Below are 22,826 nucleotides of genomic sequence, written 5' to 3'. Positions count from 1 at the left end.
CTCAGTCCCTCGCCTCCTCCACGGCGCCCGCATGGCCCCGTACGGTGAACGGGAAGGCGAGCGCGCCCGGGAAGAGGACGGGCACCTTGAGGCCGACCTCGGCGCGCACATAGCCGCCGCCCGTGGTGCAGTCCACCGCCGCGTCCCCCCGCCAGGCCCCCGGCAGGTTCCGCAGTCCCGCCTGTCTGCACGCGCCCTGCCGCTCCCCCGGCGACGCCGCCGTCCCCGCGCGCACGGCCTCGTCGGCAGCGTTCCCGGCGAGGGTGAAGGTGTACCCCACGAGCACGCACTGCCACACCACCACCAGCGTGATCAGGATCAGCGGGGTCATGCCGAGGAACTCGACGCTGACCTGGCCCGCGTCCCTTCCGGGCCGCCTCATCCGCCCGTGTCCTTGCGCCACCTGAGGCTCACCGCCCCCCGGTCGCCGCGCGGCCGGCCGCCGTGGCCCCGCCGGCCCGCCTCGGGCGGCTGGACCAGACCGAGTTCGGCGGCGAGCGCCCACATCGCCTGCCGCACGGTGCTCTTGCCGTCCAGCTCGTGCACCCGGCCCGCGTCCACGACGGCCTGGAGTTCCTTGAAGTGGGCGGGAATGGCGGTGCGGGCCAGGGCGGTGCCGGTGATGCGCTGGACGAGGGACGGCTGGATGTCCGTACCGCGGCCGAGGCGGTTGACGACGGACGTGGTCTCCTCGGCCTTGCGGATCTGGAGCCGGTCCCACATCCGGACGGTGCGCTTGGCGGCGCGGACGGCGACCACGTCGGGGGTGGTCAGCAGCAGCGCGGTGTCGGCCAGTTCGACCGCGACCGCGCTCGCGCCGGTGAGCTGGGCGCCGCAGTCGACGACCACGACCTCGTAGCGGGAGCGCAGGACGCCGAGGATCTGGCGGGTGGCGTGGTCGGTGACCTCCTCGCCGCGTTCGCCCTCGCCGGGGGCGAGGAGCAGGGCGAGCCCGGTGTCGTGACGGAAGACGGCGTCGGCGAGGACGCGCGGGGAGAGGTCGGTGATGGCGGCGAGGTCGGCGACCGAGCGGCGGTACTGCACGTCCAGGAAGGAGGCGATGTCGCCGGTCTGGAGGTCCAGGTCGACCAGGGCGGTGGCGCGGCCGGAGGCCTGGGCGGCGAGGGCGATCTGGATGGCGGTGAGGGTGGCGCCGACGCCTCCCTTGGCTCCGCTGACCGTGACGACGGTGCCGCCGCTCCCGGCGAGCGCCTCGGGGCCGTGGCCGAGGTGCCGGCGTACGCCGACGGACCACTGGGCCACGGCCTGGACGCGGTTGGCCAGTTCCTCGTAGCCGAGCGGCAGGGCGACCAGGCCGCGGGCGCCGGAGTCCATGGCAGCCGCGAAGAGGGCGGGGCCGGGGTCGGAGGTGACGAGGATGACGCCCGCGGCCGGGAAGCGCAGGGCGATCTCGCGGATCAGCTCCAGCGCGGGGACGGGGCCGATGCCCTCGTGGACGACGACGACCTCGGGCAGCTCGTCCGTGGACTCGGCGGCGAGCCGGGCGAGGGTGTCGATCAGCTGGGTGGAGTCGCTCACGGGGACGAGCGGTTCGGCGTCCGGGAGCTGGCTGAGCAGCGTCGTGAGGGAGCGTACGGCGTCCGGGTCCGAGGCGGCCGCGAGGATTCTGGTGGGCATGCGGGCCGCCTCTCACTTGTCCGTGGCGAGTTCGTAGGTGCGGTCCTTGTCCGGGACGGCGGTCTCGCTGCCGGGCGCCACGAGGGCGAGCCGCACCCGCTGGGCGAACGACTCGGCGTACGTGAGGCGCTGGGCGTCGACGGTGGACAGCGCGAAGGTGATCGGGGCGACGTCGGTGGGCCGCTGCGTACGGTTGTCCGACTCCTGGGTGGGCTTGCCGACGTCGATGACCCGGGCGTTCGTCACGATGATCCGGGACTGGTCGGGGTCGCCCTGCCGCCGGCCCTCGAAGGTGGCGTAGACGTTGACCCGCGCACCGGGGGTGATCTTCCCCGCCACCCCGGTGGCCGCGTCGATCATGATCGCGACCTCCTGCTGGCCGGCCTGGAGCGCGGGCCGGGCCACGATCATGTCGGTCTGGAGCAGGGAGCCCTTGCGCAGGGTGGTCACGGCGATCTTGCCCTGGATCTGCCGCAGGTCGGTGACCGCGTTGGGCGACAGCCAGCGCCGGGGCATCCGGACCCGCTCGAACTGGCCCGCGTCCAGCTTCTGGTACGGCGCCACGTCGTCGGAGCCGACCCGGTACGCGGTGACCTCGGGGCCGACCTCGGACTTCACGTCGTCGATGACGGAGAGCACGCCGGCGAACGCGCCGAGCGCGCAGAGAACCGACAGGACGAGGAGTATCACGCCGCGGCGCTGACGGGAGTTCATGAACCCTGCAACCTCATGGGGGGTGTCGGTCGGACGGGACGGGCAGTGGCTGTGGCGGTGGGTCAGGCGGGCGTGCGTTGCTCCAGGGCCAGTGGGGCAGGTGGTTCGTAGACGGGCGGGGTGGCGGAGCAGAAGACGCAGCGGTCGCCGATGACGTCCATGCCGCACCAGTGGCAGGCGCCCTTCCGCACCGAGGTCACCAGCTGGTAGAGGACCGAGAGGTCGGCGAGATGGGCGCAGAACTCCACCATCCGGCCGGTCCCCCACCACTGCGGCGACTCGGCCGGCAGCGGGGTCTCGCGCAGGCCGTGCACGTTCCAGGACTTGGCCAGCGAGCCGGCCCAGTCCGACGGCAGCTGACCCTTGGCGACCAGCATCCAGGTGCCGAACTCCGGTCCGTCCAGGGTGGCTTCGGGCCCCACGCGCACGAGCTGCGGTTGGGGGTGGGCGGCCACCGCGAACTGGCTGCCGGGCACCCAGGACCGGGCGTGCGCCTTGAGGCCGACGGGGACGCGGTCCAGCCGGGCGACCGAGCCGAGGACGGCGCCGGCGTGGATGTAGTGGGTGAGCAGCCGGCCCGCGCAGGCGAGCACGCCGGGGCCGAGGTCGCAGGAGGCGAGCTGGCGCAACTGCCGGGCCAGGACGGCGACTCCGAGCGGCGGGAGGTCCGGCTGGAACAGGGCGATGCGGTCGCTCTCCAGCAGCGAGCGGAGGGTGTGCAGCCGCCGGGTCACGGCCACCGGGACGGCTGTGGAGCACACCACGATCAGATGGCCGTGCTGCTCGATCAGCGTGTGGAGCCGGGTCAGCGCGTGTTCGAGCGGCTGGTGGTCGAGATCGTTCAGCACGACGGCAGGCATGGTCCGTCGGTCCTGCGCCGGCAACGCCATGTCGGCGCTGGTCACGGCAATGGCAGTTGGCACGCGCAGCTCCCCGCTCCTCGACCCCCGCCGGCCCACCGGCACCACTCCCGTGCGCCGGGACGACTTCACCGCGTGACTACCTCAGCACTGTATCCACGCCCCTGTGGCCGGAGAACAGCGTTCGCGCAGCCCACAGGGAACTGTTTTACGCACAACAGCCGTCAAACCGGGGCAGGTTGGATCCCCTCCCGGACCTGGGTGAAACATTTCCGGGGGTCCGCGGCATCAAAGGGGTGAGGGCGGGGCGCAGGGGCGGCCGGCCACCACGCACATCGCGAAACGAGGCACGCATGAGACAACGGCGCGGCGACGGCTATCCGGAGTTCGCCTCCACGCGCGCCGGGCATCTGTACCGGTCGGCCTGCCTGCTGACCGGCGGTGACACCCACCTCGCGGAGGACCTCGTCCAGGAGACCCTCGGCCGCGTGTACCTGCACTGGGGCAGGGTCTCCCGCGCGGACAACCCCGCCGGATACGCCCAGACCGTCCTCACTCGTACCTTCCTCGCCCATCAGCGGCGCCACAGCAGCCGCAGGGAACGCGCCACCGACGTCCTCCCCGACCTGCCCGGCTCCGACACCTCGGCCGACGCCCCGCTGCGGCTCACGCTCCTTCAGGCGCTCGGACAACTGCAGGCCAAGGACCGGGCGGTGATCGTCCTGCGGTACTGGGAGGACCGCAGCATCGAGGAGACGGCCGCGGCGATGGACACCAGCTCGGCGGCCGTGCGCACCCGCTGCGTCCGCGCGCTCGCCCGGCTGCGCGGCCTGCTCGGCGACGCGCTCAGTGAGTACGCGCCCACCTGACCCGCGCCCGTGCCAGCACCCGCATCCCGCCCCTGACCGGCCGGGACCACCCGCACCTCGCCCACTGACCGACTCGCAGAAACGGCGGTTTCGCCATGTCCGTTGAAGAGCACGACCCGTTCGAGGACCGGATCATCTCGGCCCTCCACCAGGTCGGCGGCACCTTCGATAGCCACCGGCTCGGCCTCGCCGCCCGCGGTGAGGAGCGGGGCCGGACCCTGCGCCGGCGCCGGGCCGCCGTCGTGACAGGAGCGGCCGCGGTCGCCCTCGTGGGGCTCGGCGGGACGTTCGCCCTGCCCGTCCTCCAGCATCAGGGCGGAGCGCAGCGCTCCGTGGCCGCGGACGCGCCGGCCCGGGGCTGGGCTCCCCCCGGTGCGGCCGGCGCCCGGCCGGTGACCGCCGACGAGGTCATCGGGACCCTCAAGAAGCTGCTCCCCGAAGGCGAGTTCAGCGGCGAGGAGGGGCGCGGCAGCGAAGAAGAGCCGCAGGTGCCGTACGCCCAGGTCGTGTACGACGACGGCAAGGGGAAGGCGGCCGTCTCCGTCTCCGTGAACCGGGTCGAGCCCGGCAGCAGGGAGACCACCGAGACCACCACGTGCCCCGACAAGACCTTCATCCCCTACGACGCCTGCCTCACGGAGAAGCTCGCCGACGGGTCGGCGCTGATGATCGTGAAGGGGTACGAGTTCCCCGACCGCCGCGTCGACACGAAGCTGTGGACCGCCGAGCTGGTGACGCCCAAGGGGCAGCACGTCACCGCCATGGAGTGGAACGCCGCCGCCGAGAAGGACGCGCCCATCAGCCGTGACACGCCGCCGCTCTCCCCGAAGCAGTTGAGGTCACTGGTGAGTGCGCGGGCATGGCGGGACGCCGCCGACGCCATCCCGGCGGATCCGAACGCGCCGCAGCGGGACCCGCGGCCGGCGCAGGGGCTCGTCCCGGGCGGCTCGGTGACGTCGACGCTCACCAGGCTTCTGCCCAAGGGCCCGAAGGTCGCCACCAAGGGCAGCGCGACGGATCCCGAGTTCGGTTATGTCGTCCTCGACGACGGCAAGGGCACGAGCCTGGTCCAGGTCAACGTGCAGCGGGACATGTCAGACGACGCGAAGGAGCTCTTCGACGCCAAGGCGAAGAAGCTGTCCGACGGCACCCTGGTCGCCTGGCACCGGCGCCCCGGCGAGAAGGGCGTGAAGGGCATCGTGTGGTGGACCGTCGACACCCTGCGCACCGACGGCCGCCGCGTGGTGATCAGCGCCTTCAACTCCGGCACCCAGCACACCGCGGCGACCCGCGCGACCCCCGCGCTCACCATGAAGCAGCTGGAGGCCATCGCTCTGGACCCGAGGTGGTTCAGGAGCGGTAAGGCTCAGCCCGCTTCCTCGAAGTAGGCGTCCAGCACCTCGTCGAGCCGGGTCTCCCACTCGGCGAAGCTGCTCCTGGCCGCCGCCTCGATCTCGATCGGGTACCAGCGGCGGTCGGGGGTGTGCACCGTGACGGTGAACCGCTTGCCGAAGCGGGCGCTCTCCGTCTCGACCGCGCCGATCTCGTCCCAGCGGAACTCGCAGGACTCCTCGTCGAGGCTGAGGCGTACGCCGTCGCGGTCGGCCACGATCCGGGCGCGGCGGTCGGCGGCCTCGAAGACGGGGCCCGGGGCCGCGTCGTCCTCGGTGCTCCTCGCGGTCTCCGCGCTCTCCTCGTCGTCGTCCGCCGCCTTCTCGCCCTCCGCCTCGGACTCCGGTTCGGGCCCGTCGGCGTCGTCCGTGCCGGCGGCGGGCTTCGCGGGCGCCGCGTCCTCGACCGCCGCCGTGTCCGGCGCCTGGGGCACCGGGGGCTTCTCCGGCTCGGCGGACGCGGGTGAGGTGAGCCCGGGGATGAAAGCCGGGTCGAATCCGGCGCCTTCCAGGGGCTGGCTGCTCGATCCTATGCGCTGCTCCACGCGGGAAGTATGGACGAAGATCCTGTGCGCGGACCAACCAGCCTTCCCACGGCCCGTGTTCACCCGGATTCGTCCCGTCGTGGGACCGTCGTGGGAGGCTGGACGCGGGAGGTGCGGTGTGGACGAGGTGGTCTTCCGGGACGTGGACGTCGTGGACGGCAGCGGGGAGCCCTCCTACCGGGCCGACGTGGTCGTCGGCGGCGGCAGGATCGTCGCCATCGTCAAGGAGGCCGCGGCGGCCGGCTGCCAGCGCCCGCGGGCCCGCCGCGAACTGGACGCCGAGGGGCTGGTCCTCTCCCCCGGCTTCGTCGACATGCACGCCCACTCCGATCTGGCCCTGCTGCGCGACCCCGACCACAGCGCCAAGGTCGCGCAGGGCGTGACGCTGGAGGTGCTCGGCCAGGACGGGCTGTCGTACGCCCCCGTCGACGACCGCACGCTCGGCGAGGTGCGCCGCGCGATCGCCGGGTGGAACGGTCACGGCGACGACCTCGACCTCGACTGGCGCTCGGTCGGCGCGTACCTGGACCGGCTGGACCACGGCTTCGGGGGGCGCGGCATCGCGGTGAACGCCGCCTATCTGATCCCGCAGGGCACGGTGCGCGCGCTGGCCGTCGGCTGGGAGGACCATCCGGCCACGCCCGAAGAACTGGACCGGATGCGCCAGTTGGTCGCCGAGGGCCTGGAGCAGGGTGCGGTCGGCCTGTCGTCCGGGCTCACCTACACGCCCGGCATGTACGCCTCGGACGCCGAACTCACCGAGCTGTGCCGGGTGGTGGCCGCGTACGGCGGCTACTACTGCCCGCACCACCGCTCGTACGGCGCGGGCGCGCTGGAGGCGTACGCCGCGATGGTGCGGCTGGCCCGGGAGTCGGGCTGCCCGCTGCATCTGGCCCACGCCACTCTGAACTTCGGCCCGAACAAGGGCCGGGCGGGCGAGCTGCTGGCGCTGCTGGACGACGCGCTCGCCGCCGGCGCCGACATCAGCCTCGACGCCTATCCGTACACGCCCGGCAGCACGACGCTGGCCGCGCTGCTACCGAGCTGGGCGGGCGAGGGCGGGCCGAAGGAGATCCTGCGGCGCCTGGCCGACGAGGGGACCGCGGAGCGGATCCGGCACGACCTGGAGGTCACCGGCGCCGACGGCTGCCACGGCGTGCCCGTCGCGTGGGACACGATCGAGATCTCGGGGGTGGGCGATCCCGGGCTCGCTCCGTACGTGGGCCGGACGGTCCAGGAGTCGGCGGAGCTGCGCGGCGAGAGCGCGTGGACGACCGCCCGCCGTCTGCTGGTCGAGGACCGGCTCGGCCCGACGATCCTCCAGCACGTGGGCCACGAGGAGAACGTGCGGGAGATCATGCGCCACCGCGTCCACACCGGCGGCTCCGACGGCATCCTCCAGGGCGCGAAGCCCCACCCGCGGGCGTACGGCACCTTCCCGCACTATCTCGGCCGTTACGTACGGGAGTTGGGGGTGCTGTCGCTGGAGGAGTGCGTCGCGCACCTCACCTCGCGTCCGGCGGCCCGGCTGCGGCTGCCGGACCGCGGGCTGGTCCGCGAGGGGTACCGCGCCGACCTGGTCCTCTTCGACCCGGCCACGGTCGCGGCGGGCGCCTCCTTCGAGCACCCGCGCACGCTTCCGACGGGCATCCCGTACGTCCTGATCGACGGCCGGTTCGTCATCGAGGACGGGCGCCGCACGGACGTAATGGCGGGGCGGGCAGTGCGCCGGACTCCCGTCCTGGGCGCGTGACCACCCGCCCCGCGCGCCCCTACGGCTTGGGCAGCACGCAGCCGCTGGCGGCGAGGTCGAGCTTGTTGCCGGCTCCGAAGCAGGCCGGGATCTGGTAGGTCTCCTCGGCGTAGTTGATGCCCTGGCGGACGGTCACGTTGCCGCTCTCGTCGACCTCGCAGGGGTTGTTCACCGTGCAGGACTGGCCGTCCTCGTTGCCGGTGTTGTTGACGGCGACGACCTTGCCGGTGGCGTTGTCGACGACGGGCGAGCCGGAGGTGCCGCCGATGGTGTGGCAGGCGTCGGTGTAGCGGACGGAGTCCTTCCAGGTCCAGCCGCCCTCCTTCAGCCGGTAGACGAAGCCGTCGACGTTGCAGCTGTAGGTCTGCTTCCAGTAGCCGGAGACGACCGTGATGGCGGTGCCGGCGACCGGGTGCGTGTCGTTGAGGGTGAGGGCGTTGATGCCGTACGTGCTCTTGATCTGCGCGTAGGTGGTGGTGAGTTGGTAGAGCGTGACGTCGGTGTCGGTCATCGTCGAGTAGACGACCTTGCTGGCGCGCAGCGTCCCGACCCGGGTGGCCGAGGCGTTGAGCAGTCCGAAGCTGCGGCTGGACGGCTGGTTGACGATGACCTGGCCGGGCTGCGGGAAGCCGGTCTCCAGGCAGTGGCCGTTGGTCATCACCAACGCGGGGTCGCTGTCCACGGAGTTGGGGAAGCGGATGACGGAGCCGGAGCAGTTGCTGAGCGAGACCGTACCGGCGAAGTTGACCGCCTTCAGGGAAGGAGCGGCGGCTCTGGCGGGGGCGCTGCTGTCGGTGGCCGTCGCGGCGGCCGCGGGAGCGGCACCCGCCCCGGTGACCACCAGGGCGGCGAGTGCGGCAAGGAGAGGCTTGTTCACGTGGGGGTCCCCTCTGCGGACGTGAGCGACCGGAGATCTTCCGGCCGCCGTCTTGTCATGCGCATTCTGAAGCGCGCGAGGGGCGCGGGCAAGAAGGCGTATACGGCCCCTTCGGATCGGGCCGCACGCTCAACTCACCATTCGAAGCCGCTACTTGGGATGCCTGCCGTTCCCCCTCCCCCGACCCGTGGTGAAGCCGGAGTCGCTGGGGGCCGGGACACTGGCCGTGGTGGTGGCCGAAGGAGCGGCGCTGGTGGGGGCCGCGGAGGGCGCGGCCGAGGGCGCGCCGCTCGCTCCTGACGAGCGGTCCTCCTTGGCCGTCGTCGCCGTCGCCGAGGCGCTCCCCCCGGATGCGGTACTCGCCGGAGCCGTGGGAGCCGGCAGCCCGCCCGTGGACGAACCGGGGGCGGAGGTGGCGCCGGACGACTCCGGGGCCGTCGGCTCGGCGGAGACCTCGGCGCTCGTCCCGGAGTCCGCACCCTTCCCCTTGCCCTGCGGCGCGTCGGACGAGGAGCCCGGGAGGGCGAACCCGGCGATCACGGCGGCGAGGGACACAACACCCACGGCACCGGCGGTCACCGCGATCCGGCGCGAGCGAGCCGGAGCCTGCCGCCGGGCGCGGCGCTCGGCGGCGCGCCCCGGCCCGGCCGGCTCGGCGACCGGCAGGGGGGCCGTGTCGTCGTGCGGCACGGACGACAGCTCCGCCGTCGCGTCGTAGGCGTTCTGCCAGCCGTGCGCGGCCGCCGGGTCGGTGTACTCCTCGTACGCCGGAGCCGGTACGGCCTGCGGGAGGTAGACGTTCGGTGACCCCTGGGGCTCTTCGGACGCCCCGTCCCGATGCTGAGGGTGCATGGACATGACCGGGAATTGTAGGGACGTGAGGGACCCGTGAAACAGTCGTGGGCGATACCACCCCAAAGTGCGCTGTCGTCCACGTGGTGGAAAACACGGCCCAGCGGGTACGACCTGGCCCTAAGCTCACGCCTATGCAGGTGATCCAGTCGACCAAGCTCGCCAATGTCTGTTACGAGATCCGCGGCCCGGTGCTCGAGGAGGCGATGCGGCTGGAGGCGGCCGGCCACCGCATCCTCAAGCTGAACACCGGCAATCCGGCGGCCTTCGGCTTCGAGTGCCCGCCGGAGATCCTGGAGGACATCCTCCGCAACGTGTCGACGGCGCACGGCTACGGCGACGCCAAGGGGCTGCTGGCCGCGCGCCGGGCGGTCGTGATGCACAACCAGACCCTCGGCATCGAGACGGACGTCGAGCACGTCTTCATCGGCAACGGCGTCTCCGAGCTGATCGTCATGGCGATGCAGGGCCTGCTGGACGACGGCGACGAGGTCCTCGTACCGGCGCCGGACTACCCGCTGTGGACCGCGGCCGTCTCCCTGGCCGGCGGCACGGCCGTGCACTACCGCTGCGACGAGCAGTCCGACTGGATGCCCGACCTCGCCGACATCGAGCGGAAGATCACCGACCGCACCAAGGCGCTCGTCATCATCAACCCGAACAACCCCACGGGCGCGGTGTACGACGAGGCGGTCCTGCGCGGCCTGACGGACATCGCCCGCCGCCACAACCTGCTGGTCTGCTCGGACGAGATCTACGACAAGATCCTCTACGACGGCGCCACGCACACCCCGACCGCCAAGGTCGCCCCCGACCTGCTCACCCTCACCTTCAACGGCATGTCGAAGGCGTACCGGGTGGCCGGTTACCGGGTCGGCTGGATGTCGGTCTCCGGTCCGCGCTCCCACGCCGACTCCTACCTCGAGGGCCTGACGGTCCTGGCGAACATGCGCCTGTGCGCGAACATGCCGGGCCAGCACGGCGTCGTGGCCGCGCTGAGCGGACGCCAGTCGATCCAGGACCTGGTGCTGCCGGGCGGGCGGCTGAAGGAGCAGATGGACGTCGCCCATGAACTGCTCACGCAGATCCCGGGCGTGACATGCGTCCGGCCGAAGGGCGCGCTGTACCTCTTCCCGCGCCTGGACCCGAAGGTCTTCAAGGTCAAGGACGACCGGCGGATGGTGCTCGACCTGCTGCGCCAGGAGAAGATCATGGTCGTCCAGGGCACGGGCTTCAACTGGCCGGAGCCCGACCACTTCCGCGTGGTGACCCTGCCGACGGTCGACGACCTGCGCGACGCGGTCACCCGCATCGGCGCCTTTCTGGACGGTTACAGCCAGCCGTAGCGGCCGGACCACGTTCCGCGACAGGGCTCAACTTTAGACGAAATCCAAGCTAGGATGGCTTCCTGTCAGAGCACAGGAGGCCATCCCATGTACGAACCGATCCGCGGCAAGTCGGTCCACCGCACGATGGCCCGTGCCTCGGACTTCCCCCACCGCTCGCGCGAGGAGGAGCTGGACATCCAGCTCGCGGGCCACCTCGCCGCCCTCCTCCAGGTCACGGACGAGCTGCGCGCGCTGGATCCGTCCCCCGAGCTGGACGCGGCGGCCGCACACCTCGCCGAGCAGGTGACCCGGCTGCGCTCCGGGCACCCGCCGGTCCGCGCGTCCGGCACCGGCCCCGGCCCCGGCCCCCGCACGGCGGCCCTGCACCAGCGGGCGCACGCGCTCGCCGGCCGCGCCCTGGTCGTCGCCGCCTCCCGCGCCGACACGGCGGCCGCGATCCTCTCCGCCCAGCGCATGGACGCCCACGCGGCCACCCTGGCCGGACCGACGCAGGTGGGCGCGGGCCGCTGACGACGCTGCCGCCGCTCAACAACCGGACCCCCGCACGCCGTTGTGCGGGGGTCCGACGAGTGCCACGGCCGGGCGTGACGATCACTGGTCAGGGCATCCCGACCGGCCGTGGGGTCTTGTGTTGTTCGTGGCGGGGCCGGGGTCAGCCCAGGCGGCGCACCAGGGCCCGGTACTCGTCCCAGAGTTCCTTCGGGGTGTGGTCGCCGAAGGTGTTGAGGTGCTCGGGGACGAGGGCGGCCTCCTCGCGCCAGACGTCCTGGTCGACCGTGAGGAGGAAGTCCAGGTCGGCGTCGGACAGTTCGAGGCCCTCGGTGTCCAGGGCCGCCTTGGCCGGGAGGATGCCGATGGGGGTCTCGACGCCCTCGGCCTTGCCGTCCAGGCGCTCCACGATCCACTTCAGGACGCGGCTGTTCTCGCCGAAGCCGGGCCAGACGAACTTGCCCTCGTCGTTCTTGCGGAACCAGTTGACGTAGTAGATCTTCGGCAGCTTGGACTGGTCCTTGTCCTTGGCCACCTCGATCCAGTGGGCCATGTAGTCGCCCATGTTGTAGCCGCAGAAGGGCAGCATCGCGAAGGGGTCGCGGCGCAGCTCGCCGACCTTGCCCTCGGCGGCCGCGGTCTTCTCGCTGGCCACGTTGGCGCCGAGGAACACGCCGTGGTTCCAGTCGAAGGACTCCGTCACCAGGGGGACGGCCGTGGCCCGGCGTCCGCCGAAGAGGATCGCCGAGATCGGCACGCCCTTCGGGTCCTCCCACTCCGGCGCGATGATCGGGCACTGCGAAGCCGGCACGGTGAAGCGGGCGTTGGGGTGCGCGGCCGGGGTCCCGGACGCGGGCGTCCAGTCGTTGCCCTTCCAGTCCGTGAGGTGGGCCGGCTGCTCCTCCGTCATGCCCTCCCACCACACGTCGCCGTCGTCGGTGAGCGCGACGTTGGTGAAGACCGCGTTGCCCCACAGCGTCTTCATCGCGTTGGCGTTGGTGTGCTCACCGGTGCCGGGCGCGACCCCGAAGAAGCCCGCCTCGGGGTTGATCGCGTAGAGCCGGCCGTCCTCGCCGAACCGCATCCACGCGATGTCGTCGCCGATCGTCTCCACGGTCCAGCCGGAGACGGTGGGCTCCAGCATGGCGAGGTTGGTCTTGCCGCACGCGCTCGGGAAGGCGGCGGCGACGTACTTCGGCTCGCCGGTGGGCGGGGTGAGCTTCAGGACCAGCATGTGCTCGGCGAGCCAGCCCTCGTCACGCGCCATGACGGAGGCGATACGCAGCGCGTAGCACTTCTTGCCGAGCAGGGCGTTGCCGCCGTAGCCGGAGCCGTACGACCAGATCTCGCGGCTTTCCGGGAAGTGCGAGATGTACTTGGTCGAGTTGCAGGGCCAGGGGACGTCCTCCTCGCCCTCGGCCAGCGGGGCGCCGACCGTGTGAACGGCCTTGACGAAGAAGCCGTCGGAGCCGAGCTCGTCCAGGACGGGCTGCCCCATGCGCGTCATCGTGCGCATCGAGGCGGCGACGTACGCGGAGTCGGTGATCTCCACACCGATCGCGGAGAGTTTCGAGCCCAGCGGGCCCATGCAGAACGGGACGACGTACATGGTGCGACCGCGCATCGAGCCGCGGAAGACGCCCTGCTCACCGGTGAAGATCTCGCGCATCTCGGCGGGATCCATCCAGTGGTTGGTGGGACCGGCGTCCTCCTCCTTCTCGGAGCAGATGAAGGTCCGGTCCTCGACACGCGCGACATCGGTCGGGTCGGAGGCGGCGTAGTAGGAGTGGGGGCGCTTGACCGGGTCCAGCTTCTTGAAGGTGCCCCTGGCGACCAGTTCCTCGCACAGCCGCTCGTACTCGGCCTCGGACCCGTCACACCAGACCACCCGGTCCGGCTGCGTCAGTTCGGCGATCTCGTTGACCCACGAGATCAGTTCCTGATGGTCGGTGGGGATGACGGGGGGAGCCGCGATGTCGCGCGCCACGATCGCTCCTAATCGATGGATCGACGGATTGTGTCCCTTGGCCCCGTGGGGGCTACGACCCGGATGCTTCGTAGCCGCGTATCCGCGTAGCCGCTCATCCGGTGTCGACCGCACTCATTTGATCATCCGACGCCTGCGCCCATCTGTCCAGAGGACCGCACAGGTGAGCAGCGTGAGGAAGGCCACGATTACGGCGACTCGCCGTGATTCTTTGCGTACGTATAGCGTTCACCTGGAAGCCCTTTTGCCTGACGGCGACACGGCGGACGATCGCGCCCCATTTCTGGCATTCCGTCACCGCCCCCCGTTGACCCGCAACTTACGGTGACGTAGGTACGATGCGGCGCATGACTGCGTCCGCATCCGACGCGCCCACGGACACGCCGGCCGCCGACCGCCGTTCCGTCGCGCTCTCCCTGCCGCACCCCGTCAAGCCCAAGCTCCGTGGCTGGCTGCATCTCGGCATGTTCCCGACCGTCCTCGTCGCGGGCCTGGTGCTCACCGCCCTCGCCGACTCCGCCCGAGGGCGGGTGGCGTGCGGGATCTATGCCCTGACCGCGTGCCTGCTCTTCGGCGTGAGCGCGCTGTACCACCGGGGCAACTGGAGCCCCCGCATGGACGGCGTCCTGCGCAGGCTCGACCACGCCAACATCTTCCTGATCATCGCGGGCACCTACACGCCGCTGACCCTGCTGCTCCTGCCCGGCGCCAAGGGGAAGTGGCTGCTGTGGGGCATCTGGGCCGCCGCGGCCGCGGGCATAATCTTCCGCGTCTTCTGGGTCGGCGCCCCGCGCTGGCTCTACACCCCCTGCTACATCGCCATGGGCTGGGCGGCCGTCTTCTTCCTGCCGGACTTCATGCGCGCGGGCGGCATCGCCGTGCTGGTCCTGGTGATCGTGGGCGGCGTCCTCTACAGCATGGGCGGCGTGGTCTACGGCATGAAGCGCCCCAACCCCTCCCCGCGCTGGTTCGGCTTCCACGAGGTGTTCCACTCCTTCACCCTGGCCGCCTTCGTCGTCCACTACGTCGGCATCTCGCTGGTGGCCTACCAGCATGGGTAGCGGCCCCGCCGCTCAGGTACCCCCCTACGTCACTCCACGCCGACACCCGGTCACGGCCCGTGCACCGCGACCGGGGCGACGGAAAACCCCTGAGCCGACGCCGCCCTCCCATGGCATCCTGACCGGGTGGACGGTCCCGAGATCCTCGTCGAAGTCGACGCCGAGCTGAGCCTGTTCGTCCCGCCCGCCCGGCGCCGCGGCGCCACCGCGCTCGCGACCGACGGCGCCTCGACGCTCGGCCATGCCGTCGAGTCCCTCGGCGTGCCGCTGACCGAGGTCGGGGCACTGCTCGTGGACGGCCGCGAGGTGCCCGTGTCGCACATCCCGGCCGCGGGCGAGTCCGTCCGCGTACGCGCCGTCGAGCGGCCCCAGCGGGTCCCCGGCGCCCCGCTCCGCTTCCTCCTCGACGTCCACCTCGGCACGCTCGCCCGCCGGCTGCGACTGCTCGGCGTCGACACGGCGTACGAGTCCACGGACATCGGCGACCCGGCGCTCTCCGCCCGCTCGGCGGCCGAGAGGCGGGTCATGCTCAGCCGGGACCGCGGCCTGCTGCGCCGCCGCGAGCTGTGGGCGGGCGCCTACGTCTACAGCACCCGCCCCGACGACCAACTCCGCGACGTCCTCGCCCGGTTCACCCCCGAACTGCGCCCCTGGAGCCGCTGCACCGCCTGCAACGGCCTGCTGAGACCGGCCACCAAGGAGGAGGTGGCGGACCGCCTCAAGGGCGGCACCCAGCGCTCGTACGACGTCTTCGCCCAGTGCGCGCAGTGCGGCCGCGCCTACTGGAAGGGGGCGCACCACGACCAACTGGAGACCATCGTGGAACGCGCCCTGACGGAGTTCAGCCCCCACCCATGACGCGAGGCCACGGGCCACGGCCTGCTCGTCACCGCGCCCTGCGAGGCACCGACGGAGGCCCCACCCGGCACACTCGCCCTACGCCCCGTGGCACGCGTGGCACGAACGGGCCGGCCGCGGAGATTCGCGTCGCTCAGCCCAGCGCCGTCCGGAGCGGGGCATCGTCCGGCACCGAGCAGCCACACGCACAGGCACGCCGCGGAGCGCTCGCCGGAGCCGCACCACCGAATCCCCGCCGCCTGCCCGGCGCACAGCGACCGTCCCCACCCTCGCCGCGCCACTCAGCACCGTCCACAGACGCGGCATCGCCCGCCCAGGGCAGCCGCACGCACAGGACGCCGCGCCGCGCGCCGACACGACCCACCTCACCGGACAGTCACGGAGCGCTCGCCGAACCCTTCCGCACCACCGATCCCCCGGCGCCGCTCGGCTCAGCTCAGCGCCGTTCCGAGACGGCTTGCGTCCGTCGTCGGGGCGTCGCAGGTGAAGTTGTGGCAGACGTACGCGGTCGGTTCGCCGTTGAGCAGGGGGCGGTCGGCGAGGAGAGGGAACTCGTCGCTGCCCTCGGCGCCCGCGGCGACGACCGCGCCGGGGGCGGTGCCCAGAAGTGCCGTGCGGTGCAGGGCCCGCGTCCCCTCGTCGTCGAGGCGCGGTCCGACGACCGCCACCTCGCGCGGGCCGTCGAGCAGCGCCTCGGCGGAGGCCAGACCCCAGCCGATGAACCGCGGGACCTGCGGCGCGAGCGCCTTGACGATGCCGAGTGCCCGTTCCGCCCCGGTGCGGTGGGCCGCCGAGCCGGTGTGCGCGGCGTAGCCGAGCAGGGCGCCCGCGGCAGCGGTCCAGCCGGACGGGGTGGCGTTGTCGGTGGGGTCCTGCGGCCGGCGGATGAGCTGTTCGGCGTCGGCGGCGGTGTCGTACAGCGCGCCGGTCTCCGCGTCGGCGAAGCGCGTGAGCACCTGGTCGAGCAGCAGCCCGGCGAACTCCAGCCACACCCCCTCGCCGGTCACGGACGCGAGCGCGAGGAAGCCCTCGGCGACGTCGGCGTAGTCCTCCAGCACGCCCGCGTTGGCGCCGGCCTGGCCGTCCCGGCTGGTGCGCGAGAGGTGGGCGTGTTCGTCGAGGTGCAGGCGTACGAGGAGATCGGCGGCGCCGACCGCGGCCTCGACCAGGTCGGGGCGGTCGAAGTACGCGCCGGTCTCGGCGAGCGCGGCGATGGCGAGGCCGTTCCACGCGGCGACGATCTTGTCGTCGCGGCCGGGCGCGGGCCGGGCGGCACGCGCCTCCAGCAGCCGCCGCTTGATGGACTCGATCCGCTCGGCCTCGAACACACCTTCCTGCTGCGGGAGTTGGAGGACTGACGCGCCGTGCTCGAAGGTGCCCTCCTCGGTGACCCCGAAGTACTGGGCGGCCAGCCGCGCGTCCTCGGCGCCGAGGATCTCGGTGAGCTGCTCCGGCGTCCAGACGTAGTACGCGCCCTCGACGTGCCGGCCGGTCCCGTCGTCGCTGTCGGCGTCGAGCGCGGAGGCGAACCCGCCCTCGGAGGTGCGCAGTTCACGGACCAGGAAGTCGGCGGTCTCCAGGGCCACGCGGCGCGCCAGCTCGGAGCCGGTGGCCCGCCACAGGTGGGCGTAGACCCGGCACAGCAGGGCGTTGTCGTACAGCATCTTCTCGAAGTGCGGCACGACCCAGTGGCGGTCGACGGAATAGCGGGCGAAGCCGCCGCCGAGCTGGTCGTAGATGCCGCCGCGCGCCATGCGCTCGCAGGTGTCCCGGGCCATCTGGAGCGCGCCCTCGGAGCCGGTGCGCGCGTGGTGGCGGAGCAGGAACTCCAGGACCATGGACGGCGGGAACTTCGGCGCGCCGCCGAATCCGCCGTGCTGCGCGTCGTACTCCCGGGTCAGGCCGAGGAGGGCCTGGGCCAGCTCCTCCTCGCCGGGGACCTGCTCGGCCCGGAAGGCGATCTCGCGGCTGGCCAGGTCCCGCACGATCTTCCCGGCGACCTCGCTGACCTCGTCGCGCCGCTCGGCCCAGGCGTGCTGGACGCCCTCCAGCACCTGGCCGAAGGACGGCAGGTTGTGGTGGGCGGCCGGCGGGAAGTACGTGCCGAAGTAGAACGGCTCGGCCTCCGGCGTGAGGAACACGGTCATGGGCCAGCCGCCCTGCCCCGTGGCCGCCTGGACCGCCTCCATGTAGACGGCGTCCACGTCGGGCCGCTCCTCGCGGTCGACCTTGATGCTGACGAAGTGCTCGTTGAGGTAGTCGGCGGTGGCCTGGTCCTCGAAGGACTCGTGCGCCATCACATGGCACCAGTGACAGCTGGAGTAGCCCACGCTCAGCAGGACCGGCTTGTTGCTCCGGCGCGCCTCCTCGAAGGCCTCGTCCGACCAGGGCCACCAGTCGACCGGGTTGTCGGCGTGCTGGAGGAGGTAGGGGGACGTCTCATGAGCCAGGCGGTTCGGCATACCTCCATCCTGCCCCACCCGTGCGGCGCGCCGGGGACGCGTGCGCCCTGTGTCCGGCGTGATCGGCAGCCTCTCGCGCTGCCGCCCGCCCCGAAGGACGGGCGAGCAGTATGTGCGAGGACGAGCAGCGCGTACGGCGAGGCCACAGAAACACGCGCGAGGCCAGATCGCCCCGTATCTCCCGCGGACGGCCATGTCCCCACGGCGCCAACACCGCCCCGCATGACGGGCAGCTCAACGCTGCAGCTGCTGTTCCACCTGAACGACATCTGATATCGACGACGAGCACGTACAGCCTCCCCGCCCGTGCTCACGGTGTCGTCGCGCACGAGCAGAGATCACACTCCCCACCAAGATCAACACTCATGCACACCGAGAGTGTCGCCGGCCCCCGCCGCCGTACTCACACAGAGAGTCGCTCAACACTGAGAGGAGGCGGGCGCGCCTGCCCGCAGCCCGCCCCTGCCCCTGCCCCTGTACGGCCGACGGGGCCCGGTTTCCGCATGACCGCACGCTCCGGCTGCTCAGCGGAACTCGGCTCTCCCCGGCCCGTCCTCGACGAAACTGCGCATGCCGATCTCGCGGTCCTCGGTGGCGAACAGGCCGGTGAACCACGCCCGCTCGATGGTGAGGCCGGTGTCGAGGTCGGTGGACAGGCCGGTGTCGACGGCTTCCTTGGCGGCGCGCAGCGCGATCGCGGGGCCTCGGGCGAGCCGGGACGCCCAGGCGTGTGCCTGCGCGTAGACCTCGTTGGCGGGTACGACGCGGTCGACCAGGCCGAGGGTGAGGGCTTCTTCGGCGGTGACGTGGCGTCCGGTGAAGATGAGGTCCTTGGCTTTGGACGGGCCGATGAGGCGGGCCAGACGCTGGGTACCGCCTGCGCCGGGGATCAAGCCGAGCAGGATTTCGGGCTGGCCGAGCTTGGCGTTCTCGGCGGCGATGCGATAGTCGGCGCACAGGGCCAGTTCGCAGCCGCCGCCGAGGGCGTAGCCGGTGATGGCGGCGACGACTGGTTTGGGCATGCGGGCGACCGCGGTGAAGCAGTCCTGCAGGTCGCGGGCGCGTGCCGTCATGGTGGCGTGGTCCATGGCCTGCATCTGTTTGATGTCGGCGCCGGCGGCGAAGACCTTCTCGCCGCCGTAGAGGATCACCGCGCGCACGTCGGTGCGGGACGTGGCTTCGATGGCGAGTTCTTTGATGCGGTCCTGGACAGCGCTGTCGAGGGCGTTGAGCGGCGGGCGGTCCAGGCGCAGGGTGGCCACGCCGTCGGCGATGTCGAGTCGGGGTGTCATGGGGGCTTTCAGCTGTCGAAGTCGACGGTGAGGGTGTCGGAGACGGGGAAGGTCTGGCAGGTCAGCACGTAGCCGGCGTCGACTTCGGCGAGTTCGAGGGCGTAGTTGCGGCGCATGTCCGCTTCCCCGTCGGTGACCTTCGCGCGGCAGGTTCCGCAGACCCCGCCCTTGCAGGCGAAGGGCAGGTCGGGGCGGATGCGCGAGGCGGCGTCCAGGACCGTCGTGGTGCGGGGCAGGGCAGCGGTGGTGGTGCGGCCGTCCAGGACGAGGGTGACCTCGCTGACGGGGCCGTCGACGGCGGCCTCTTCGCGGCGCGGGGCGGGATCGGGGGCGTCGTCGGCGAAGAACAGTTCCTGGTGCACGCGTTCGTCGGAGACGCCGAGTTCGGCCAGCAGGTGTTGGGCGTCCTGGACCATGCCGTGCGGGCCGCACAGCCACCAGTGATCCGCGCTGTGGGCGTCGATCAGACCGTTGATCAGGGCGGTCAACCGCTTGCCGTCCAGGCGGCCGGTCATCAGGTCGGCCTCGCGGGGTTCGCGCGACAGGACGTGCCCGAGCTGGAACCGCGTGGGGTAGAGGTCTTTCAGGTCGGCGAGTTCGTCGGCGAACATCACGGTGTCGCTGCTGCGGTTGCCGTAGAACAGGGTGACACGGGAGTCGGCGTGAGCGGCCAGGACGGATTCCGCGATGGACAGCATCGGGGTGATGCCCGAGCCTGCCGCGATCAGTACGTGGTGGCCCGGCTCGCCCAGGTCGGGGGTGAACGTGCCGGTGGGGGTCATGACCTCCACGGTGTCGCCAGGGCGGACCTCGTGGACAAGCCAGGAGGAGAACAGGCCGCCTGGCACCACGCGTACGCCGATGCGCGGCGGCTCGCCCGCGGGCGAGCACAGGGAGTAGGAGCGGCGCTCGTCGCGGCCGTCGACGGTGCGGCGCACGGTGAGCGACTGGCCGGGCCGGTGGGCGAATGCGGCAGCCAGTTCGTCGGGCACCTCGAAGCTGATGGCGGCCGCGTCCGGGCACAGGGGCGTGATGGCCGCCACGCGCAGCTGGTGGAAGACGGGGCGGCGCCGGGCAGAGGCGGGCGGCGCCGGGGCGTCGACCGCCGCTCGGGGAGCGCGTGTGGAGGTGGGCGGCATCAGATCTCCTTGAGGTACTCGAACGGCTCCAGGCAGGCCTCGCAGCGCCACAGGGCCTTGCAGGAGGTGGCGGAGAAGCGTGAGGTCTCGACGGTGTCGGCCGACCCGCACCGCGGGCAGACCACGGCCGGGCGGGTCGCCGACAGCACCAGCGCCACGGGGCCCGTGGTCCGCTTCGGTGCGGGGGAGGGGGGTGCGATGCCGGCGTCGGCGAGTTTGCGCCGCCCCTCCGGAGTGATCCAGTCGGTGGTCCAGGCAGGGTTCAGCACGGTGCGGATCTCCACCTTCTGAAACCCGGCCGCGCGCAGCCGCCTCGCGACGTCGGTGCGCATCTCCGCCATCGCGGGGCAGCCCGAGTAGGTCGGCGTCAGACGGGCGACGACCGTTCCGTCCGCTGCGACAAGGACGTCGCGCAGAACTCCGAGGTCGGCCAGGGTGAGCATGGGCAGTTCGGGGTCGGGGACCTGTTCTGCCGCCTGCCGGGCGCGCTCCACAAGGTCGGCGGTGCTCACCACGCCGCCTCCGGATGCGCGCGAGCGACACTCTGCAACTCCTCCAGGAGCGGGGCGAGATGCTCGGTGTGAGCACCGGCCCGGCCCCGCGCGGCCGTTTGTGGCAGCGCAGGCAGAGCGAGGGTGGCGGCTTCCAGAACCTGCCGCAGCACTTCGCGAACTTCATCCTCGACCTCCGCCGCGGCGACACCGAACCCGGGGCTGGAGACGAACAGTTCAGGAACGTACGGCGCGATGTCGTTCAGCGCGATACGCATCCTGCGGTGGGACTCGGGAGTGCCGTCCCCGAGACGCAGCGTCCAGTCGGCGGCGAACTGCCGGTGGTAGGCGAGTTCATTGACCGCCTTCGCGGCGATCGCGGCGACGACCGGGTCGGGCGCCGAGGCCGCCAGCCGTGTGAAGTGGGCCAGCCGCCAGCAGGAGAGAACCAGCAGGCGCACGGTGGAGAAGGCGAAGTCGCCGTTGGGCAGTTCCGCGAGCGTGACGCTGCGGAAGTCGGCCGCGTCGCGGAAGTAGGCGTAGGCGTCCTCGCCGCGTTTGCTGCCGTCGATCTGCCCGCACCGGGCGTACAGCAGGCGGGCCTGGCCGAGCAGGTCCAGGCCGATGTTGGCCAGGGCGACCTCCTCTTCCAGTTCGGGGGCGCGGGTGCACCACTGGGCCAGGCGCTGCGCCGCGACGAGGGCGTCATCACCCAGCGCCAGGCAGAGCGCGGCCAGTTCGGTGGTGTCGGTGCCGGCGGGCACGGCGGTGTCGACGCCGTGCAGCGGGTCCTCGAAGCCGGTGCCGAACGCCCAGCGGGCGTCGTCGCCGTGGTCTTCGGTCAGGGAGGCGTAGACGTGGTCGTCGCTGTGCTCGCTCATGCCGCGGCGCTCCTAGATGTGCGGGACATCGGAGGGGATGTCGTAGAAGGTGGGGTGGCGGTAGACCTTGTCCGCGCTGGGGGTGAAGAACGGGTCCTTCTCACCGCGGGTGGTGGCGGCGATGTCGTCCGAGCGCACGGCCCAGATGGACACGCCCTCGTTGCGGCGGGTGTACAGGTCGCGGGCGTGGGTGAGGGCCATGGTGTCGTCGGCGGCGTGCAGGGAGCCGACGTGGACGTGGTTGAGTCCGCGCTTGCCGCGCACGAAGATCTCGTACAGCGGCCAGCCGTCGGTGGTGGTCGAGTTGGCGGAGGTCATGCGGCAGTTCCTTCCTGCGCGTTACGGCAGCGGTCGGCGCGCTTGGCGGCGTGGGCGGTCGCGGCCTCGCGTACCCAGGCGCCCTCTTGGTGGGCCGTGCGGCGGCGGGCGACGCGTTCGGTGTTGCAGGGCCCGTCGCCGGCGATGACGCGCTGGAGTTCGGACCAGTCGGGGGTGCCGAAGTCGTGGCGGCCTCGCTCGGCGTTCCAGCGCAGCTCGGGGTCGGGCAGGGTGACTCCGAGCTTCTCGGCCTGGGGCACGGTCATGTCGACGAAGCGCTGGCGCAGTTCGTCGTTGCTGTGCCGCTTGATCTTCCACGCCATCGACTGCGCGGAGTTCGGGGAGTTGTCGTCGGGCGGGCCGAACATCATCAGGGACGGCCACCACCAGCGGTTCACCGCGTCCTGCACCATGTCGCGCTGCTCGGGGGTGCCGCGCATCATCGTCATGAGCAGTTCGTAGCCTTGGCGCTGGTGGAAGGACTCCTCCTTGCACACGCGCACCATGGCGCGGGCGTAGGGCCCGTACGAGCTGCGGCACAGCGGGACCTGGTTGCAGATCGCGGCGCCGTCGACGAACCAGCCGATCACGCCGACGTCGGCGAAGGTGGGGGTGGGGTAGTTGAAGATGGAGGAGTACTTCTGGCGGCCCGAGATCAGCCGTTCGGTCAGGTCGGCGCGGTCGGCGCCGAGGGTCTCGGCCGCGGAGTACAGGTACAGGCCGTGGCCGGCCTCGTCCTGGACCTTGGCGAACAGGATGGCCTTGCGGCGCAGCGATGGGGCGCGGGTGATCCATTCGCCCTCGGGCTGCATGCCGATGATCTCGGAGTGGGCGTGCTGGGCGATCTGCCGGATCAGGGTCTTGCGATAGCCCTCGGGCATCCAGTCGCGCGGCTCGATCCGCTGGTCGTGGGCAATGGTCGCCTCGAACTCCTCCTGCAACTGGGGTTCAGCGGCATCCGGCGGCGATGCGGGTGTGGTCATCGGTATCAGCCTCCTGA

The 22,826-nt window shown here is 71.8% G+C and carries 23 protein-coding genes; 8 read left to right on the top strand and 15 right to left on the bottom strand.

Features of this window, described 5'->3' with window-relative positions:
* Position 1: 1 nt before the first annotated feature.
* The 4 genes from QFZ74_RS20245 to QFZ74_RS20230 form a co-directional block, all read right to left on the bottom strand.
* Positions 2-382 carry a TadE/TadG family type IV pilus assembly protein gene (locus QFZ74_RS20245; protein ID WP_307622206.1) on the bottom strand — a complete coding sequence of 127 codons (381 nt, stop codon included), beginning with the start codon at positions 380-382 and terminating at the stop codon, positions 2-4.
* Entirely contained in the window at positions 379-1,638 is a 1,260-nt protein-coding gene (locus QFZ74_RS20240; RefSeq protein ID WP_307622205.1) for a P-loop NTPase, read from the bottom strand. The genes QFZ74_RS20245 and QFZ74_RS20240 overlap by 4 nt, the downstream gene beginning before the upstream one ends.
* 12 nt (positions 1,639-1,650) lie before the next feature.
* Positions 1,651-2,352, bottom strand: coding sequence for a Flp pilus assembly protein CpaB (gene cpaB, locus QFZ74_RS20235; RefSeq protein WP_307622204.1), 702 nt, complete (start codon positions 2,350-2,352; stop codon positions 1,651-1,653).
* Between the two features lie 62 nt (positions 2,353-2,414).
* Positions 2,415-3,242 (bottom strand): hypothetical protein, encoded by an 828-nt coding sequence (locus tag QFZ74_RS20230; protein WP_307624221.1) that lies wholly within the window; start codon positions 3,240-3,242, stop codon positions 2,415-2,417.
* On the opposite strand from QFZ74_RS20230, the gene QFZ74_RS20225 reads away from it, so the two are divergent.
* The 3 genes from QFZ74_RS20225 to QFZ74_RS20215 all read left to right on the top strand — a co-directional run bounded on the left by QFZ74_RS20225 (position 3,211) and on the right by QFZ74_RS20215 (position 5,469).
* Entirely contained in the window at positions 3,211-3,351 is a 141-nt protein-coding gene (locus QFZ74_RS20225) for a hypothetical protein (protein WP_307624332.1), read from the top strand. The two genes, QFZ74_RS20230 and QFZ74_RS20225, sit on opposite strands and share 32 nt — an antisense overlap.
* A gap of 214 nt (positions 3,352-3,565) precedes the next feature.
* Complete coding sequence (locus QFZ74_RS20220; RefSeq protein WP_307622203.1) at positions 3,566-4,081, top strand: SigE family RNA polymerase sigma factor; 516 nt, start codon at positions 3,566-3,568, stop codon at positions 4,079-4,081.
* Between the two features lie 95 nt (positions 4,082-4,176).
* Positions 4,177-5,469, top strand: a complete 1,293-nt coding sequence (locus QFZ74_RS20215) for a hypothetical protein (RefSeq protein WP_307622202.1) — start codon at positions 4,177-4,179, stop codon at positions 5,467-5,469.
* Here the strand turns inward: QFZ74_RS20215 and QFZ74_RS20210 are convergent.
* Positions 5,448-6,017, bottom strand: coding sequence for a hypothetical protein (locus QFZ74_RS20210; protein WP_307622201.1), 570 nt, complete (start codon positions 6,015-6,017; stop codon positions 5,448-5,450). The two genes, QFZ74_RS20215 and QFZ74_RS20210, sit on opposite strands and share 22 nt — an antisense overlap.
* A 118-nt stretch (positions 6,018-6,135) precedes the next feature.
* Here QFZ74_RS20210 and QFZ74_RS20205 point away from each other — a divergent pair, with 118 nt between their 5' ends.
* Positions 6,136-7,770, top strand: a complete 1,635-nt coding sequence (locus tag QFZ74_RS20205) for an amidohydrolase family protein (RefSeq protein WP_307622200.1) — start codon at positions 6,136-6,138, stop codon at positions 7,768-7,770.
* Positions 7,771-7,789: 19 nt separating this feature from the next.
* On the opposite strand, the gene QFZ74_RS20200 is transcribed toward QFZ74_RS20205, so the two are convergent.
* Together QFZ74_RS20200 and QFZ74_RS20195 are read right to left on the bottom strand one after the other, a co-directional pair.
* Complete coding sequence (locus tag QFZ74_RS20200) at positions 7,790-8,647, bottom strand: serine protease (protein WP_307622199.1); 858 nt, start codon at positions 8,645-8,647, stop codon at positions 7,790-7,792.
* A gap of 150 nt (positions 8,648-8,797) precedes the next feature.
* Positions 8,798-9,505, bottom strand: a complete 708-nt coding sequence (locus QFZ74_RS20195; RefSeq protein ID WP_307622198.1) for a hypothetical protein — start codon at positions 9,503-9,505, stop codon at positions 8,798-8,800.
* A 128-nt stretch (positions 9,506-9,633) separates the two neighbouring features.
* Between QFZ74_RS20195 and QFZ74_RS20190 the strand changes: the two genes are divergently transcribed.
* Entirely contained in the window at positions 9,634-10,845 is a 1,212-nt protein-coding gene (locus QFZ74_RS20190; RefSeq protein ID WP_307622197.1) for a pyridoxal phosphate-dependent aminotransferase, read from the top strand.
* 87 nt (positions 10,846-10,932) lie between these two features.
* The gene (locus QFZ74_RS20185) at positions 10,933-11,358 is read left to right on the top strand and encodes a hypothetical protein (RefSeq protein ID WP_307622196.1); all 426 of its coding nucleotides are present in this window, start codon (positions 10,933-10,935) and stop codon (positions 11,356-11,358) included.
* A gap of 142 nt (positions 11,359-11,500) precedes the next feature.
* Here QFZ74_RS20185 and QFZ74_RS20180 read toward each other — a convergent pair whose 3' ends face one another.
* Positions 11,501-13,324 carry a phosphoenolpyruvate carboxykinase (GTP) gene (locus QFZ74_RS20180; protein ID WP_307622195.1) on the bottom strand — a complete coding sequence of 608 codons (1,824 nt, stop codon included), beginning with the start codon at positions 13,322-13,324 and terminating at the stop codon, positions 11,501-11,503.
* 347 nt (positions 13,325-13,671) lie between these two features.
* Here QFZ74_RS20180 and QFZ74_RS20175 point away from each other — a divergent pair, with 347 nt between their 5' ends.
* Positions 13,672-14,385: a hemolysin III family protein gene (locus tag QFZ74_RS20175; protein ID WP_307622194.1), complete on the top strand. Its 714-nt coding sequence runs from the start codon at positions 13,672-13,674 to the stop codon at positions 14,383-14,385.
* Between the two features lie 126 nt (positions 14,386-14,511).
* Positions 14,512-15,243 carry a Mut7-C RNAse domain-containing protein gene (locus QFZ74_RS20170; protein ID WP_307622193.1) on the top strand — a complete coding sequence of 244 codons (732 nt, stop codon included), beginning with the start codon at positions 14,512-14,514 and terminating at the stop codon, positions 15,241-15,243.
* Between the two features lie 431 nt (positions 15,244-15,674).
* On the opposite strand, the gene QFZ74_RS20165 is transcribed toward QFZ74_RS20170, so the two are convergent.
* The 7 genes from QFZ74_RS20165 to paaA form a co-directional block, all read right to left on the bottom strand.
* Positions 15,675-17,705, bottom strand: a complete 2,031-nt coding sequence (locus QFZ74_RS20165; protein WP_307622192.1) for a thioredoxin domain-containing protein — start codon at positions 17,703-17,705, stop codon at positions 15,675-15,677.
* 524 nt (positions 17,706-18,229) lie between these two features.
* Positions 18,230-18,997 carry an enoyl-CoA hydratase/isomerase family protein gene (locus QFZ74_RS20160; RefSeq protein WP_307622191.1) on the bottom strand — a complete coding sequence of 256 codons (768 nt, stop codon included), beginning with the start codon at positions 18,995-18,997 and terminating at the stop codon, positions 18,230-18,232.
* Positions 18,998-19,005: 8 nt separating this feature from the next.
* Positions 19,006-20,136, bottom strand: a complete 1,131-nt coding sequence (paaE, locus tag QFZ74_RS20155) for a 1,2-phenylacetyl-CoA epoxidase subunit PaaE (protein ID WP_307622190.1) — start codon at positions 20,134-20,136, stop codon at positions 19,006-19,008.
* Entirely contained in the window at positions 20,136-20,648 is a 513-nt protein-coding gene (gene paaD, locus QFZ74_RS20150; RefSeq protein WP_373462416.1) for a 1,2-phenylacetyl-CoA epoxidase subunit PaaD, read from the bottom strand. The genes paaE and paaD overlap by 1 nt, the downstream gene beginning before the upstream one ends.
* Positions 20,645-21,508 carry a 1,2-phenylacetyl-CoA epoxidase subunit PaaC gene (gene paaC / locus QFZ74_RS20145; protein ID WP_307622188.1) on the bottom strand — a complete coding sequence of 288 codons (864 nt, stop codon included), beginning with the start codon at positions 21,506-21,508 and terminating at the stop codon, positions 20,645-20,647. Before paaC ends, paaD begins: the two co-directional genes overlap by 4 nt.
* Before the next feature lie 12 nt (positions 21,509-21,520).
* Positions 21,521-21,826: a 1,2-phenylacetyl-CoA epoxidase subunit PaaB gene (paaB, locus tag QFZ74_RS20140; protein WP_307622187.1), complete on the bottom strand. Its 306-nt coding sequence runs from the start codon at positions 21,824-21,826 to the stop codon at positions 21,521-21,523.
* Entirely contained in the window at positions 21,823-22,809 is a 987-nt protein-coding gene (gene paaA, locus QFZ74_RS20135) for a 1,2-phenylacetyl-CoA epoxidase subunit PaaA (protein WP_307622186.1), read from the bottom strand. The genes paaB and paaA overlap by 4 nt, the downstream gene beginning before the upstream one ends.
* Positions 22,810-22,826 lie beyond the last annotated feature (17 nt).

The sequence above is a fragment of the Streptomyces sp. V3I7 genome (genome assembly GCF_030817495.1).
In the GTDB taxonomy this organism is placed as follows: domain Bacteria; phylum Actinomycetota; class Actinomycetes; order Streptomycetales; family Streptomycetaceae; genus Streptomyces.
This window is presented reverse-complemented; position numbering and strand designations above follow the sequence as displayed.

What these genes read in the sequence shown, in the direction of transcription:
- QFZ74_RS20245 (WP_307622206.1), bottom strand. Translation starts at nt 382, where the DNA reads ATGAGGCGGCCCGGAAGGGACGCGGGCCAGGTCAGCGTCGAGTTCCTC.
- QFZ74_RS20240 (WP_307622205.1), bottom strand. Translation starts at nt 1,638, where the DNA reads ATGCCCACCAGAATCCTCGCGGCCGCCTCGGACCCGGACGCCGTACGC.
- cpaB (WP_307622204.1), bottom strand. Translation starts at nt 2,352, where the DNA reads ATGAACTCCCGTCAGCGCCGCGGCGTGATACTCCTCGTCCTGTCGGTT.
- QFZ74_RS20225 (WP_307624332.1), top strand. Translation starts at nt 3,211, where the DNA reads ATGGTCCGTCGGTCCTGCGCCGGCAACGCCATGTCGGCGCTGGTCACG.
- QFZ74_RS20230 (WP_307624221.1), bottom strand. Translation starts at nt 3,242, where the DNA reads ATGGCGTTGCCGGCGCAGGACCGACGGACCATGCCTGCCGTCGTGCTG.
- QFZ74_RS20220 (WP_307622203.1), top strand. Translation starts at nt 3,566, where the DNA reads ATGAGACAACGGCGCGGCGACGGCTATCCGGAGTTCGCCTCCACGCGC.
- QFZ74_RS20215 (WP_307622202.1), top strand. Translation starts at nt 4,177, where the DNA reads ATGTCCGTTGAAGAGCACGACCCGTTCGAGGACCGGATCATCTCGGCC.
- QFZ74_RS20195 (WP_307622198.1), bottom strand. Translation starts at nt 9,505, where the DNA reads ATGTCCATGCACCCTCAGCATCGGGACGGGGCGTCCGAAGAGCCCCAG.
- QFZ74_RS20190 (WP_307622197.1), top strand. Translation starts at nt 9,634, where the DNA reads ATGCAGGTGATCCAGTCGACCAAGCTCGCCAATGTCTGTTACGAGATC.
- QFZ74_RS20185 (WP_307622196.1), top strand. Translation starts at nt 10,933, where the DNA reads ATGTACGAACCGATCCGCGGCAAGTCGGTCCACCGCACGATGGCCCGT.
- QFZ74_RS20175 (WP_307622194.1), top strand. Translation starts at nt 13,672, where the DNA reads ATGACTGCGTCCGCATCCGACGCGCCCACGGACACGCCGGCCGCCGAC.
- QFZ74_RS20165 (WP_307622192.1), bottom strand. Translation starts at nt 17,705, where the DNA reads ATGCCGAACCGCCTGGCTCATGAGACGTCCCCCTACCTCCTCCAGCAC.
- QFZ74_RS20160 (WP_307622191.1), bottom strand. Translation starts at nt 18,997, where the DNA reads ATGACACCCCGACTCGACATCGCCGACGGCGTGGCCACCCTGCGCCTG.
- paaE (WP_307622190.1), bottom strand. Translation starts at nt 20,136, where the DNA reads ATGCCGCCCACCTCCACACGCGCTCCCCGAGCGGCGGTCGACGCCCCG.
- paaC (WP_307622188.1), bottom strand. Translation starts at nt 21,508, where the DNA reads ATGAGCGAGCACAGCGACGACCACGTCTACGCCTCCCTGACCGAAGAC.
- paaB (WP_307622187.1), bottom strand. Translation starts at nt 21,826, where the DNA reads ATGACCTCCGCCAACTCGACCACCACCGACGGCTGGCCGCTGTACGAG.
- paaA (WP_307622186.1), bottom strand. Translation starts at nt 22,809, where the DNA reads ATGACCACACCCGCATCGCCGCCGGATGCCGCTGAACCCCAGTTGCAG.